At 55.5% G+C, this 12,504-nt stretch carries 14 protein-coding genes and 1 pseudogene; 7 read left to right on the forward strand and 8 right to left on the reverse strand.

Annotated elements, in window-relative coordinates; genetic code table 11:
* The first annotated feature begins 5 nt into the window (after positions 1–5).
* Positions 6–665, forward strand: a complete 660-nt coding sequence (locus FN806_RS07395) for an arylesterase (protein WP_246097184.1) — start codon at positions 6–8, stop codon at positions 663–665.
* Here the strand turns inward: FN806_RS07395 and FN806_RS07400 are convergent, their stop codons facing one another.
* From FN806_RS07400 to FN806_RS07420, 5 genes are all read right to left on the reverse strand, one after another.
* Positions 666–1,223 carry a L,D-transpeptidase gene (locus FN806_RS07400; RefSeq protein ID WP_142635628.1) on the reverse strand — a complete coding sequence of 186 codons (558 nt, stop codon included), beginning with the start codon at positions 1,221–1,223 and terminating at the stop codon, positions 666–668.
* 179 nt (positions 1,224–1,402) lie between these two features.
* Entirely contained in the window at positions 1,403–1,609 is a 207-nt protein-coding gene (locus FN806_RS07405; RefSeq protein ID WP_142635630.1) for a cold-shock protein, read from the reverse strand.
* A 310-nt stretch (positions 1,610–1,919) separates the two neighbouring features.
* The gene (locus tag FN806_RS07410) at positions 1,920–2,666 is read right to left on the reverse strand and encodes a hypothetical protein (RefSeq protein WP_142635632.1); all 747 of its coding nucleotides are present in this window, start codon (positions 2,664–2,666) and stop codon (positions 1,920–1,922) included.
* Positions 2,663–4,318, reverse strand: a complete 1,656-nt coding sequence (ettA, locus tag FN806_RS07415) for an energy-dependent translational throttle protein EttA (RefSeq protein WP_142635634.1) — start codon at positions 4,316–4,318, stop codon at positions 2,663–2,665. Before ettA ends, FN806_RS07410 begins: the two co-directional genes overlap by 4 nt.
* Positions 4,319–4,398: 80 nt before the next feature.
* Positions 4,399–5,748 carry a KAP family P-loop NTPase fold protein gene (locus FN806_RS07420; protein WP_142635636.1) on the reverse strand — a complete coding sequence of 450 codons (1,350 nt, stop codon included), beginning with the start codon at positions 5,746–5,748 and terminating at the stop codon, positions 4,399–4,401.
* A gap of 160 nt (positions 5,749–5,908) precedes the next feature.
* Here FN806_RS07420 and FN806_RS07425 point away from each other — a divergent pair, with 160 nt between their 5' ends.
* Both FN806_RS07425 and dacB read left to right on the forward strand, forming a co-directional pair.
* Positions 5,909–6,529, forward strand: coding sequence for a nicotinate-nucleotide adenylyltransferase (locus FN806_RS07425; RefSeq protein ID WP_142635638.1), 621 nt, complete (start codon positions 5,909–5,911; stop codon positions 6,527–6,529).
* A gap of 66 nt (positions 6,530–6,595) precedes the next feature.
* Positions 6,596–8,077 (forward strand): D-alanyl-D-alanine carboxypeptidase/D-alanyl-D-alanine endopeptidase, encoded by a 1,482-nt coding sequence (dacB, locus tag FN806_RS07430; protein WP_142635640.1) that lies wholly within the window; start codon positions 6,596–6,598, stop codon positions 8,075–8,077.
* A 2-nt stretch (positions 8,078–8,079) separates the two neighbouring features.
* Here dacB and FN806_RS07435 read toward each other — a convergent pair whose 3' ends face one another.
* The 3 genes and pseudogenes from FN806_RS07435 to FN806_RS20895 form a co-directional block, all read right to left on the reverse strand.
* Positions 8,080–8,502: a tellurite resistance TerB family protein gene (locus tag FN806_RS07435; RefSeq protein WP_142635642.1), complete on the reverse strand. Its 423-nt coding sequence runs from the start codon at positions 8,500–8,502 to the stop codon at positions 8,080–8,082.
* Between the two features lie 81 nt (positions 8,503–8,583).
* Positions 8,584–8,901 (reverse strand): Lrp/AsnC family transcriptional regulator, encoded by a 318-nt coding sequence (locus FN806_RS07440; protein WP_484336714.1) that lies wholly within the window; start codon positions 8,899–8,901, stop codon positions 8,584–8,586.
* A gap of 9 nt (positions 8,902–8,910) precedes the next feature.
* A pseudogene (locus FN806_RS20895) lies at positions 8,911–9,057 on the reverse strand (Lrp/AsnC family transcriptional regulator); the annotation flags it as partial.
* A 100-nt stretch (positions 9,058–9,157) separates the two neighbouring features.
* Between FN806_RS20895 and phhA the strand changes: the two are divergent.
* From phhA to FN806_RS07460, 4 genes are all read left to right on the forward strand, one after another.
* Positions 9,158–9,958 carry a phenylalanine 4-monooxygenase gene (phhA, locus tag FN806_RS07445; protein WP_142635644.1) on the forward strand — a complete coding sequence of 267 codons (801 nt, stop codon included), beginning with the start codon at positions 9,158–9,160 and terminating at the stop codon, positions 9,956–9,958.
* Positions 9,959–9,965: 7 nt separating this feature from the next.
* Positions 9,966–10,319: a 4a-hydroxytetrahydrobiopterin dehydratase gene (locus FN806_RS07450; RefSeq protein ID WP_142635646.1), complete on the forward strand. Its 354-nt coding sequence runs from the start codon at positions 9,966–9,968 to the stop codon at positions 10,317–10,319.
* A gap of 122 nt (positions 10,320–10,441) precedes the next feature.
* Positions 10,442–12,016, forward strand: a complete 1,575-nt coding sequence (locus FN806_RS07455; RefSeq protein ID WP_142635648.1) for a lysine--tRNA ligase — start codon at positions 10,442–10,444, stop codon at positions 12,014–12,016.
* Between the two features lie 48 nt (positions 12,017–12,064).
* On the forward strand, positions 12,065–12,466 hold the full coding sequence (locus FN806_RS07460; protein WP_142635650.1) for a DUF4864 domain-containing protein: 402 nt from the start codon (positions 12,065–12,067) through the stop codon (positions 12,464–12,466).
* Positions 12,467–12,504 lie beyond the last annotated feature (38 nt).

Consider the following 12,504-nt stretch of genomic DNA (forward strand, 5'->3'; position numbering starts at 1 on the left):
ATCAAATGGGATATGGAGCAGTTGAGATGTTGCGCAAGGCTTTGATGCCGGTGCTTATCATGTGTTGCGGCTTTGCGGCCACAGCAGAAACCGTAGTGATTGCCGCTCTCGGGGATTCTTTGACTCAAGGGTACGGCCTGCCCGAGCAAGACGGATTTGTCCCGCAGCTGGGTCGTTGGTTGAAGGATCACGGGGCGGATGTGCGCCTGATCAATGCGGGTGTATCCGGGGACACCACCGCCGGAGGGGCGGCGCGTGTGGACTGGACACTGACGCCCGACGTGGATGGGATGATTGTCGCATTGGGCGGGAACGATCTGTTGCGAGGGCTTGATCCGGCAGTTGCACGCGCAAATCTTGAGACGATCTTGAAAGCAGCAGATGGCGCTGAGGTCGCCGTGTTGTTGGTCGGAATGCAGGCGCCGGGGAATTATGGCCCAGATTACAAAGCCGCATTTGATGCGATCTACCCCGATCTGGCGGATCGATATCAGACTGGATATGCGCCGAGTTTTTTCACAGGTTTGACTGCGGCAGGAAACCCCGAAGAAGTACGGGAACACATGCAGGCAGATGGCATCCATCCCAACGCCAGTGGTGTGGCCCTCATCGTTGAAGACCTTGGACCAAAGGTTTTGGAACTTGTGAAATCAGCAGAAGATTGATCAGACGACCGTCACAACTGTTCCAATCGGCACCCGCTGGTACAGGTCGATGACATGCGTGTTCAGCATGCGTATACATCCGTTCGAGGCTGCACGGCCTATGGTCTGCGGCTGAGTGGTCCCGTGAATTCGGAAATAAGTGTCAACGCCGTTCTGGAACAGATAAAGCGCCCGTGCACCTAACGGATTGCCGTCACCGCCAGGCTGCACATAGTCGTTATCCTTGAAACGAGCATATGTAATTGGCTCACGCTCGATCATTTCATTGGTGGGGCGCCAGGTGGGCCACTCCTTTTTGACGTCTATGGTCGCTGTTCCGGTGAACTCCAGCCCGGCTTTGCCCACCCCGCACCCGTAACGGATTGCCTTGCGAGGTTCTGTTACGAAGTACAGATAGAACGAGCGTGGAACCACCAGAAGCTGGCCTGGCAGGAATTGCTTTTTGATTCGAACAAATTGTGGAGTGGGGTCGTATTCGACTGCTTTCTTTGCCGACGCGGCGGTCGAAACAAGGCTTGCTGCTGCTGTTGCAGTCAGGAATGTACGGCGTGTCAACATATCAGCTCTCTTCAATACAACAGAAAAATCATGACCATAGTGTCCGGATGATATCCGATCCGGTCAATCGTCGGGGAAGAGTAACTGAATTGTGATGTAATCGCCGGGACACACTTTTACAGGTGGTCGCTCAGGCACAAATAGAAAAGGGCAGAGGAAAACCCTGCCCTTACAGCGGCTTACGCCAGCTGGATGTCGTCGGCGCTTTCGCGACCGTCACGACCCGAGCGCAGCTCGTACGTGACTTTCTGGTTGTCGGCCAGACCGGTCAGGCCCGAGCGTTCGACGGCCGAGATGTGAACGAAGATGTCTTTGCCGCCATCTTCGGGTGCAATAAAGCCGTAGCCTTTGGTGGTGTTGAACCATTTTACGGTGCCTGAAGGCATATCCTGTTCTCCTTATCTGGTGCTGCCCACGGAGTTGCGACAGCCTGGCGTCGTCGTCTGTATCGATAGACTGAACGCCGTAGAAGGAGACAGTGGGTCGAAATAGAAAAACGGTAGCACTCTGGGTATGCCAGTTCAGACGAGATGTGACAAGCCGGATTTGCAATCCTGAACGACTGAAACTAGCGCCAGGCATCAGAATCTACGCATCAGAATATCCTGAAACAATCTATACAATGTATGTGGTTAGACTGAATTTTTTGGATTCGCGAGCGCCCGGAAGAACGTCACGCGCCAGACCGACCGAGGATCACTTTGCGAGTGGCAATTTGCCCACGATCTCGTTCATTTCGGGCGAGGCCACAAAACATCTGGGAAGCTGGGAAATCACTTCGTCAATCGGATCGTAGATTTGGCTCGCGGCCTTTCGCAGATCTTCCGGAATATCTTTTTCAGCCCGTTCACGCCGCGGAGCCGGTACAAATTTCAATCCGGTAAATTCAGAGATTTCGTCCTGATATTCCCACAACGCATCGTAGTGAACGCACAATACCGGGATGTCGTCATAAGTGACCCATTCCTTGATCTGCCGTGCCTGTTGCAGCACATCCCGTTCGAAAAGCTCGTCATATGTGCCTGTCGCATGCAGATTGTAGAAGTGCTTTTTTATCCACTCAGGGCCATAGCCTTCCATCGCTGTGTAGACTGAAAAGGTAGAGTCCTTTGTCGAGCCAAAGCAAAAGACGACTCGGGTATCTTTTGACCAGTTTGACAAAACCTGAGGAAAATCATGCGTCTTGTAAAGAAACGGCGCCTGGAAGGTGGCGTCGTCCAACCGAGACACGAAACTGGCCTGACCCGAGAGGTTTGGGTCCAGCCTTTCCAGTGCATCGCGCAGCGCATGGTAGGTCATGGTGCTGCCCGACCGGCCATTGCTTGCGACGATCACACAGTAATCTGTCTTGTACATTTGCCGGATGCGCTTGCGCAGCGGCGCGCTGATTTTCAGCGCGCTACGTTGCCATTTTTCCAACCGTCTTTTGAGCTTCCGTCTCATCGCGCAAACTTCTTATGCTTCAACCGCTTCGGCTCCAGCGCGTCTGGTCCCAGACGGCGTTTCTTGTCCTCTTCGTAATCCTCGAAGTTGCCCTCGAACCATTCGACATGGGCGTCACCCTCAAACGCCAGAATATGCGTGCAGATCCGGTCGAGGAAGAAGCGGTCGTGGCTGATGACCACGGCGCAGCCGGCGAAATCGACCAGCGCGTCTTCCAGCGCGCGCAGGGTTTCGACGTCCAAATCGTTGGTCGGTTCATCGAGCAGCAGGACGTTGCCGCCCTCTTTCAGCAGGCGGGCCATGTGGACTCGGTTGCGCTCGCCCCCTGACAGCAGCGAGACCTTTTTCTGCTGGTCGCCGCCCTTGAAGTTGAAGGAGGAGCAATAGGCGCGGGAATTGACCTGTGCGTCACCCAGTTGGATGATCTCGGCCCCGCCGGTGATCGCCTCCCATACGGTGTCGTTGTCCTTCAGGTCATCGCGGGACTGGTCGACATAGGACAGTTCAACCGTGTCGCCAAGCGTGATGGTGCCTGCGTCGGGCTGTTCCTGACCGGTGAGCATCTTGAACAGCGTCGATTTACCGGCGCCGTTGGGGCCGATGACGCCGACAATTCCGCCGGGGGGCAGGGTAAAGTCGAGGTTCTCGATCAGTTGCTTATCGCCCAAGTGTTTGGACAGGCCTTCGACCTCGATCACCTTACCGCCAAGGCGTTGGCCGTTGGGGATGACGATCTGTGCGCGGGTCAGCTTTTCGCGCTCGGACTGTTCGGCCAAATCATTATAGGCGTTGATCCGGGCTTTGGATTTGGCCTGACGGGCCTTCTGGCCTTGGCGCATCCAGTCGAGTTCGCGTTGCAGGGTCTTCTGCTTTGATTTGTCCTCGCGGGCTTCCTGCTCCAACCGTTTGGCCTTTTGTTCCAGCCACGCGGAATAGTTGCCCTCGTAAGGCAGCCCACGACCCCGGTCGAGTTCGAGGATCCAGCCGGTGATGCTGTCGAGGAAATAGCGGTCGTGAGTGACGATCAGGATGGTGCCCTTGTAGTCGATCAGGTGCTGTTGCAGCCAGGCGATTGTTTCGGCATCCAGGTGGTTGGTCGGCTCGTCGAGCAGCAGCATGTCGGGCGCTTCCAGCAGCAGTTTGCACAGCGCGACGCGGCGTTTTTCACCGCCCGAGAGGTTGGCGATGTTGGCATCGTCAGGCGGGCAGCGCAGGGCCTCCATCGAAACGTCGATCTGGCTGTCGAGATCCCAGAGGTTCTGGCTGTCGATCTCGTCCTGCAGCTTGGCCATCTCATCCGCGGTTTCGTCTGAGTAGTTCATCGCCAATTCGTTATAGCGGTCGAGGATCGCCTTTTTCTCGGCCACGCCCAGCATGACGTTTTCGCGCACGCTGAGGCTTTCGTCCAGCTTCGGTTCCTGCGGCAGGTAACCGACTTTGGCGCCTTCGGCCGCCCAGGCCTCGCCGGTGAAATCCTTGTCGAGGCCGGCCATGATCTTCATCAGCGTCGATTTACCCGCGCCGTTGACGCCGACAACACCGATTTTCACGCCGGGCAGAAAGCTCAGGTGGATGTTTTCAAAGCACTTCTTGCCACCGGGATATGTCTTGGAGACACCCTGCATGTGGTAGACATATTGATAGGCGGCCATGTCGCGTCCTTTGGGTCGGAGAAATTTGGTTGGGCGGTGTGATAGCGGATGCGTGGGGTGGGGGCAATGTGCAACGCACTTCATCTTGGCAAGCGAAACAAAGCCAGTGTCTTATTGTGAATGCCTTGTAAAAACTTTCGTCTCATGTGTTTGTTATTGTTATCAAGACCCATGCTTGAAAACCATTGAGATTGCTCATTTGTTATTAGAACTTCCGGCTTCTGGGTAAGTTGGCAGATCCAGAACACGGTGCCTTGAATGTCTTGCATCACCGAAGAACCATCGCGTTCTGTGACGCTAAAATAATTCAGCAATTCGTCAAGGTCGGCCTGGCTCTTCAAAGTTTGCCTGAACAACTCTGGCCGAGTGACCGAAAGCAGGGTCATGACGGCAAGTGCGGTGTATTCTAGTTCATTTCGCAATTCCACATCCGGAGAAATTGCAATACACGCAGCGATTTTTTCAATGTCGCGAAGGGAAGGTTGCGTAGACCGTGGCATTAGCTCAAGAAGTTGCAGAACACGCAAGTGCCGCCAATCATCTCCGGTTCCGAGTGATTTAATGACGTACCTGTAGTGTTGTACGCTCGCGAAGTCCATAAATCCGCTTTGGTTTTGCGGGACATTGACTGTTATTGAGATAAACTTCTGAAGATACTGCGCCGCAGCGACAGCACCGCCGTAGCGTTTACGAACGGAATTCTCCAGTTCGTTTAAATTTGCACCTAAGACAAAGTGAACGCCATCAACTTTGAAAAAATGTTTGATAACTTCAAGCAGTGCGAGCGCATAATCCGGTCTGCATCGATCCAACTCGTCGATCACAACGATCAGCTTTCGGGATGGTGTTTTTTGCTCGTCTGGCTCCGTCAGATCAACCAACGCTTGACGAAAGCTCTCCATCGCAGCCCGTTTTTCGTTTTCTCTTTTCCAGAATTCGGCAACAGCTCCATCAAGTTCGCGCGAAGCAGTTTCAATTGCAGCATCCGCCAATTCGTCTGCTTTATTCACAAGACCCGCTGTGGCGACTGAAACCCCGGCACGAACAATCGCCCGACCGAGAGCAGGAGCCACTCGTTTGGCTTTGTTCCAAGCCTTCTGGGCGGTTTCGTCATCCGCGTCTTCAAACCGTCCCGCAATCGCGCCGGTCAGCGCAATCAAAGGGTCGTCAAGAAAATCATGTTTGAACGCGTCAAAATAGACGGTTTGAGTGATGTTTCCTTCGCGTTTCAGGTGCTCTCCGACCCAGCATTTCAGGAAGAAGGATTTGCCTGACCCCCACGCTCCGTCCAGTGCTATGACCAATGGATCATCAATGCGTTCGACAAGTTCTGAGAGCTTATCTCCGGTAGGTTTGCGGGATAGTTTGTCATGCACGGCAAAGCCGTCAGTATAGAGGTCAATTTTGGGTTCGGGGATTGTCAATCGCATCGGGGACTCCAAATCGTTCAAACTAATTCGGTGGTTAATCTACTGAGTGACGCGCGGCGCGCCAGACTGCCGGATGTGGGAAGTCGTCGCAGTTTAATCGCTTTCGTCTTGAACAACCTGTTGATTGACAACCCCGCCGAGTTCTGAACATCAGCAAGAGATGCAGCGTAGCTCTATCCCATATGTACGGCCCGGGCAGGTCGTGGGGTTGTTCGGGGGGTCATTTGATCCGCCGCATAAGGGCCATGTGCATGTGACACTCGAGGCGATGAAGGCCTTTGGGTTGGATCGGGTGTGGTGGCTGGTCTCTCCGGGTAATCCGTTGAAAGAGCGCGGGCCTGCGCCATTGGCGCGGCGGGTGAAGGCAGCGCAAGCTGTGATGCAGCATCCACGTGTCGAGGTGACGGATATCGAGGCCCAGACCGGCACACGCGCCACGGCGGATACTGTCGCCGCCCTGCAGAAGCTTTATCCGCAGGTCAGGTTTGTCTGGCTGATGGGCGCGGATAACCTGGCGCAATTCCATAAGTGGCAGGATTGGCAGTCGATTATTGAAACCGTACCGGTTGGCGTTGTTGCCCGTCCCGGAGACCGCATCTCTGCACGTATGTCCCCTGCGGCGCGTCGCTATGCCGACTACCGGATTGACGGGCAGGCGCGGCATTTACTCGGCCGGGCACAGGCCCCGGCGTGGTGTTTTGTGAATGTGCCGATGCTGGATGTCAGTTCGACCCAGTTGCGCATTCAGGGGGTTTGGGGCAACAAGGTGTTGCCTGAATAGCCCCTGTGGGCCCATAATTCGGATCTCAGGTTGTTTGCCTGTGATCTCTGGGATTTTAATTGACCCATGATTGATCGTTATTCGCGACGAGGATTTATTGCTGGTCTGGGCACGGCCCTGATGCCTGTAGCCGTTATGGCTGAGGCACCGCTTACATCATTGAGGCCTCAGATTCGTGATGAGCCGATCGTAGGTGTTGTGCGCTTGGTCGAAGCCGCGAACCTGCGCGGCGAAGTCGCCTTTGCTGTAGCCGACGCTGATACAGGCACGGTGCTTGAAGCCTATGGTGGCGACCGGGGTTTGCCACCGGCAAGTGTTGGCAAGGCCCTGACCGCGCTTTACGCGCTGAATGTGTTGGGTGCTGACTACAGGTTCGAAACTGCGTTGGTCGCTGAGGGGCCCATAGAAAACGGCATTTTGAACGGCGATCTTGTTCTTGTTGGCGGTGGTGATCCTTTGCTGGATACGGATGCGCTGGCCACGATGGCGGCAAACTTGCGCGAGGCCGGAATCACCGAGGTCCGCGGCGCGTTCAAAATTTATGATGGCGCGTTGCCTTACGTGTTCAGCATTGATCCGGGGCAGCCAGATCATTTGGGGTACAGCCCTGCGATCAGCGGCATTTCTCTGAATTTCAATCGCGTGCATTTCGAGTGGAAAAAGCAGGGCGCCAACTATGACGTGACCATGGATGCCCGCAGCACGCGCTATACGCCTGCAGTGGACATGGCGTCGATGAAGGTCGAGGGCCGCAATCTGCCGATCTATACCTACGAACCCAGCGCCCGTCAGGACCGGTGGACTGTTGCCAAAGGCGCGTTGGGTAGCGATGGGGCGCGGTGGCTGCCTGTCCGCAAGCCCGCGCTTTATGCAGGCGACGTTTTCAGAACATTGGCCCGATCCAACGGAATTGTGCTGGGGCGGACGCAGGTCACGCGGCAGATGCCGAATGGAACCCCTTTGGTCATTCATCAAAGCGACCCGCTCGAGAGCATATTGCAGGGCATGCTGAAATACTCGACCAATCTCACTGCCGAGATGGTGGGGCTCGCTGCCTCGAGGGCGCGTGGTACGCGACCGCAGACTTTGGCGGAGTCAGCCGCCGAGATGAACAGATGGGCCACAGAGACCTATGGTGTGACCGGGGTTGCGATGGTCGATCATTCAGGGCTTGGGGGCGATTCACGCGTAGCGCCCGAGGACTTGGTGGTCGCGCTGCTGGCGGCGCAGAAAGCCGGAGACCTCCGGCCTTTGCTGAAGAAATTTACCCTTGCCGACAGTCAGGGGCGGCCGGTCAAGGATCATCCGATCAGAGTGAATGCGAAAACCGGAACCCTGAACTTTGTCTCGGGCCTGGGTGGGTTCATAACCTCACCGGATGGGGCAGAGCTGGCCTTTGCGATATTCACGGCCGACATAGAACATCGCGCAACGATCCCCCGAGCGTATCGTGAACGGCCCGAAGGCGGGCGGAGCTGGAATAACAGGTCGCGCAAATTGCAGCGCGCACTGATCGAAAGGTGGGGGAAGCTGGCCGGCAGCAGCTGATGTCAGGTCGTGTGCCGTGCCCGCGCGCCGCGCTCGATGGCAGCGGCATGCAAACGGTCGATGTCCAACTCGTAACGGATTTCCTCGAGCAGCCGCAATTCGGATTCTGCCAGCGTACCATCTGCAGCCGCAACATCACATGCAAGCGCATAGGAGGTTTCGTTCAGGCGTTCGGGCAGGTTGTCGCGAATCAGTCCAAACAGGGCATCCAGACCATCTTCTTGTTCAAACAGATCGAAGACGATCTGGGAAACGCGATACATCCGGTCGATGTCATATTCTGCAAAGACAGGCAGCATGTTGACCGCGCCCTCGATTTTGACCAGCTCGGCGGTGCGGATGGTCTCATCTGATGCAGAGATCGCAACCATAATCGCCACGAGGCAATCTTGAGGAGACATCGGGTGTGGCACTTGGTTGGTCATAGGGGTGTCCTGATTGAACTGTTCTGATCCCGCACGATAGGTGGGGCAGGGAATAGGTTCAACGGATTTTGGAGCGATAGATCAAAGAATGGGCAAAGGGCCACGTGTTTTCGTCTGCCGCAGTACAAAATTGCTGCGAGTGTCGCGGACTAACCCCGATTTCAACAGCCTTTGCATGATGAACGCCTCAAGATCTTCGGGTGTTTTCGAATAGACTTTCAGAATGAAGTCATGATCCCCGGTGATTGAGGCGCACTCGACAATCTGAGCCTCGGTCTCAACCAGCCGCAAAAACGAAGTGATGCTGTCTTCCTGATGATCGCGCAGCGCAACATGAACATAGGCTATTGCGTTCAGGCCGACGGATTTGGCGGGCACACGAGCGGTATAGCCTGCCACAACCCCGGCAGCTTCGAGATCGCGAACCCGCCGCCAACATTGCGAGGCAGACAGGCCGGTACGATCCGCGAGCTCTTGCATAGACAGACGGCCATCGGTCTGAAGCTCTTGCAGGATGGCGATATCCGCGTTTTGAAGCATTTGCGTCATATCTTTTGAGTTTGTGAAATGTTTCGTTCATATTGTATGATCCTGAAAAACATTCAAATGAAATTTTTCACGATGGCTGGCTATGCTCTTTTCAGGAGGAGCTTCCATGCCAAAGTCGACAAAATACGTCGCCAAGGTGGCCAATGCCGAGGGTCACATCACATATACCGACGAAGAGGATGCTGTCTGGGCTGATCTTTATGCCGCTCAGCAAGAGAACATACAGCGCTATATGGCGCGTGATTATCTTGAGGGGCTGGACCGGCTGGAGCTTCCGAAAACCCGTGTTCCATCATGCGCTGATATTTCTGAGAGACTTCTGGATATGACAGGCTGGAAAGTGCAGCCTGTACCCGCGCTGATCGGGTTCAAGACTTTCTTTGGTATGTTGGCCAACCGGGTTTTCCCCGCCGCCTCGTTCATCCGGTCCCGCGAGGATTTCGATTATATCGAGGAACCGGACATCTTTCATGAAATTTTCGGCCATACTCCGTTGTTGAGCGATCCGCGATTTGCTGCGTTCAGTCATGCTATCGGAATGGCTGGGGTGCGGGCCGGTGAAAAGGACTATGCTTGGCTGATCCGTCTGTATTGGTTTTCGATCGAATTTGGTCTGCGGCGTCAGGATGGGGTGATCAAGGCGCTGGGATCGGGGCTTGCCTCATCCCCGACCGAACTTGTCTACGCGGTGGAAAGCGAAATACCCGACCGCGATCCCTTTGACGTTCTGACGATCCTGCGCACGCCCTACCGGATTGATATGCACCAGATGGGCTATTTCGTGCTGGACGACCCCGAGGAACTGTTTGCTGCCGCCGATCGGGATTTGCTGGCGGATGTGCATAAGGCGCAATCACTGGGCCTGTTGCCGAATAAGTTTCCCGAAAAGGCAACAGCGGCGGAGTAAGCTGGACATGACCACATCAGAACAAACCTGCACCCTATCGGATCGGACCTGTGCCCCTTGTTCCGGCGGCATTCCAGCTTTGAACCGTGATGCGGCAAGCGCGCATCTGGCCCAGTTGACCTCCGATTGGTCGCTGGATGCGGATGCAAAAACTCTCAGCCGTCATTTCAAATTCAAAGGCTTTGCCAAGGCGACCTATCTGGCAAACCTTTGCGCCTGGCTGGCCGATCAGCAAGGGCATCATCCCGACATCAGATTTGGATGGGGATATGTGGATGTTCAGCTGACGACCCACGAAATTGACGGCCTTAGTGAGAATGATTTCATCTGGGCGGCCAAGTTGGATCAGTTAGTCGTCTGAGGCCAGTTTCCAGACAGGAAAAACAGCTTGCTTTATTGACTCATGCTGCACCGGCACAATAGGAGGGGTCGGTCGGCGGCAAACGAAAGCCGACGCTGTTTTCCCGATGGAGCTTAAAGAAAATGTCTGAACTGCGTGAAACCGCGATGTCGTCCAAGGCCTGGCCTTTTGAAGAGGCGCGCCGGTTGCTCAAACGCTATCAGAAAGGGGCTCCGGACAAGGGGTATGTGTTGTTCGAGACGGGCTATGGCCCGTCCGGCTTGCCGCATATCGGGACATTTGGCGAAGTGGCGCGGACCACCATGGTCAAGCGTGCGTTTGAGGCGCTGTCGGATATTCCGACCAAGCTGATCTGTTTCTCGGACGATTTGGACGGTATGCGCAAAGTGCCCGGCAACGTGCCGAATCCCGAAGCGCTTGAAGAGCATTTGCAGCGTCCTCTGACTTCGGTCCCTGATCCGTTCGGCGAATACCCAAGCTTTGGCGAATACAACAACGCAATGTTACGCCGGTTCCTCGACACTTTTGGGTTCGAGTATGATTTCTATTCGGCGCGCGACTTTTATCGCTCGGGTCAGTTTGACGAGATTCTGAAGCGGGCGGTCGACAACTATGATGCCGTAATGGCCATCATGTTGAAAAGCCTGCGAGAAGAGCGGCAGCAGACCTATTCGATCTTCCTGCCGATCCACCCCGAAACAGGTCGGGTTCTGTACGTGCCGATGAAAAAGGTCTGCGCCGAGACCTATACCGTCACCTTTGATGACGACGACGGCAAGGAATGGACGCTGCCAGTCACGGGGGGCAACGTAAAGCTGCAGTGGAAGCCGGATTTCGGTGCGCGCTGGGCCGCTCTGGGCGTCGATTTTGAAATGTACGGCAAGGAACATGCCACCAACGAAAAGATCTATGACGCGATCTGCCGGGCGTTGGGTGGCCGTGCGCCAGAGCATTTCAGTTATGAGCTGTTTTTGGATGAGAACGGTCAGAAGATTTCGAAATCTTCGGGCAATGGCGTCTCGATCGACGAATGGCTGACCTATGCACCGACTGAGAGTCTTGCGTATTTTATGTATCAAAAGCCCAAGACCGCCAAGCGCATGCATTTTGATGTGATCCCCAAGGCCTATGATGAATATCATCAGCAACTGCGGGCCTATCCGGGGCAGGAGCTGAAGGCGCAGTTGAACAATCCGGTGTGGCATATCCACGGTGGGGAGGTTCCTGAAACGACGCTGATGGTGCCCTTTGCGATGTTGCTGAATCTTGCTTCGGTTTCCGGGGCCGAGGACAAAGAGGCGCTGTGGGGGTTCATCCGTCGCTATGCGCCTGAGGCCACGGCTGAGACGCATCCTGATCTGGATCAGGCGGCGGGCTTTGCGGTCCGCTACTTTAACGATTTCGTCAAACCCACCCGCCAGCACCGGGCGCCGACGGATCAAGAGCGCGAAGCGCTGGAGGCGTTGAAAGCAGAGCTGGCGGCATATGACGGACCGATCGAGGATGAGGCGCTGCAATCGGTGGTCTACTCTGTCGGGCGCGAGCGGTTTGACCCTATGCGGGGCTGGTTCACCGCGCTCTACGAGGTGTTGTTGGGCGCATCCCAGGGGCCGCGATTTGGTGGGTTCATCGCGCTTTATGGCGTGCCGGAAACAGTCGCCTTGATCGACAAGGCGCTGGCCGGAGAGCTGGTCTGATTTGACCTGATCGCGCGTGGGACTATCCTTCAATCAGGAGGTGGCCCCATGCGTCGTTTTATGCTTGCTGTATCTATAAGCGCCGGACTGGCATCCGGTGCCTTTGCCCAAAACGCCGAGATCGAGGCGAATATCGCGGGGCAGATACAGGCGTTCATGGTGGATGATTTCGCAACCGCCTTTACATTTGCCAGCCCCACTATCCAGCGCCTTTTCGGAACGCCTGAGAATTTCGGGGTGATGGTCCGGCGTGGCTATCCGATGGTCTGGCGGCCTGCGGACGTGCGGTTTCTGGAACTTCGCGAAATTTCAGGGGCGTTGTGGCAGAAGGTGATGATCACGGATGGCGACGGGCAGATTCACATTCTGGACTACGAGATGATCCCTCAGGAAGAGGGCTGGAAAATCAATGGCGTGCAGCTTTTGGGCAATTCGGATCCGGCGGCGTAACGCAACACCACCGTCACGGTGATATGAACGGCGGTTAA

The organism is Ruegeria faecimaris (assembly GCF_900182615.1).
Lineage (GTDB): Bacteria > Pseudomonadota > Alphaproteobacteria > Rhodobacterales > Rhodobacteraceae > Ruegeria > Ruegeria faecimaris.